Below are 1708 nucleotides of genomic sequence, written 5' to 3' on the forward strand. Positions count from 1 at the left end.
ACTCATGTAGCACAAGTAACTAATTTTCGCGGTATCGTACTCAGTAAACGACATCTTACATTCTCAAATACAATTGAAGGATTTGAAAAATTAGAACGATGGATCGACGGAATCGGGCAGAAGCACCGCTTAAAGGGACTCATAATCGGCATGGAGCCGACCGGGCACTACGGGTATAACCTGGCGAATTGGCTTGCCGATAAGGGCAAGAGCGTTGTCATGGTGAATCCGGCCACCACCAAACGAAACAAGGAGAACCGGGATAATTCTCCCTCCAAGAGTGATCCGAAGGATGCGCTTGTCATTGCTGACGTGATCAGCCGGGGCTATTACTATGAATACTCTCGACAGGCTATCGTTTTTCAGAGGTTGAAAACGATTATGAGTGACCGGGAATTTTGGGTGACGAATAGTGTGCGACTCCAGAATCGGATCATTCGTTGGTTAGACATTCGGTTCCCCGAGTATTTCTCGGTGTTTAAAGACTGGACCTGCAAACGTTCCTTAGCTACTCTTAAGAAATTTCCTTCTCCGAAGGATATAGAGTCTCTATCCGTATCAGAGGTGATCACGGGATGGAGAGAGCATATGAAGCGAGCTGGTGGCTCCACTGGCATGCAAAAGGCAGCGCAGATCATCGCTCAAGCTAAGAACAGTATAGGCGAAACGACTGCGCTAAATGAAGCGAAGCAGGATTTACGATGGCTATTACAAGAGTTCGAACGGATTGTTGAGATACTAGAGAGAATAGAAAAAGATATAGAAGTGTTGCTCAGCGAAATTCCTATGGCCGGTCATCTTCGATCTATCGGCCTTGGCACAATCTGTATTGCAGCCATACTATCAGGTGCAGGCGACCTTAGTCAGTATGCCCATGGACGTCAATTATTGCGTAAGGCAGGCTTAAATCTAGCCGAAAGCACTTCGGGGAAACGGAAGGGACAGATCGTTCTGTCTAAAAGGGGCGATGCTACGCTACGAAAATATCTGTATCTGGCTACGCTAGGGCTCGTAGGAAATCATCCTGTGTTCCGTCAGCTGCATGAGAATAATGTTCAAGTCAAGCAAATGAAAAAGCAACAGTCGGTATTTAAATTGCTTGGAAAATTGGCACGAATCATCGTAGGCATTGTTCAAAGGGGAGAAGCGTTTTCTCCTGAAAAAGCTGCTCCTATCTACATTCAAGCTGCCTAAGACTGATTAAATCAATTACGTATATTGACTCATTCGCAGGATTTTACAAAGAAAGCACGGAGGACCGAGTTCCTGCCCGATAAGGGCTCAGACCCGTCAGCTAAACGTTATCGGTCTCCACGCCTTGGTCAGGTGTAACGAAGGAATGTGAGGGCATAGACCCGTAGAGTCTTGGGATGGTGAACCCCCAAGGAAATTGTGGAGTATGCGTGCAGAAGAAAAACACTTGGAGAAATGTTCCACACGCTTCTTCTGTTCCCGCATGCCTAAAATCGAAACAACGGTGTCTAATGATGTCTAATGAGCTTGCTATTCGAACCGCAACTGTATTCCAAGGCGACGAAATCCTGCGAATGAGTGAGTATATGAGAGATAACCCCTTAATACCGAGGGACGGGCAGGAATGCTTAATAAAGGGGAAATAAAAACTGAATGTAATATCCATATAGCATACTAAATATGGTAAAATAAAGGAAATTATTAACGCGAGTTATCATTTTGTCGCATAAAACAG

The 1708-nt window shown here is 45.2% G+C and carries 1 protein-coding gene; it reads left to right on the forward strand.

Annotated features, from left to right (window positions below):
- The coding region (locus GC098_RS07645; protein WP_171642507.1) for an IS110 family RNA-guided transposase at window positions 1–1194 on the forward strand (1194 nt) is incomplete at its 5' end.
- Window positions 1195–1708 lie beyond the last annotated feature (514 nt).

Origin of the sequence: Paenibacillus phytorum, from assembly GCF_013141715.1 — a bacterium.
GTDB classification, from domain to species: domain Bacteria; phylum Bacillota; class Bacilli; order Paenibacillales; family NBRC-103111; genus Paenibacillus_E; species Paenibacillus_E phytorum.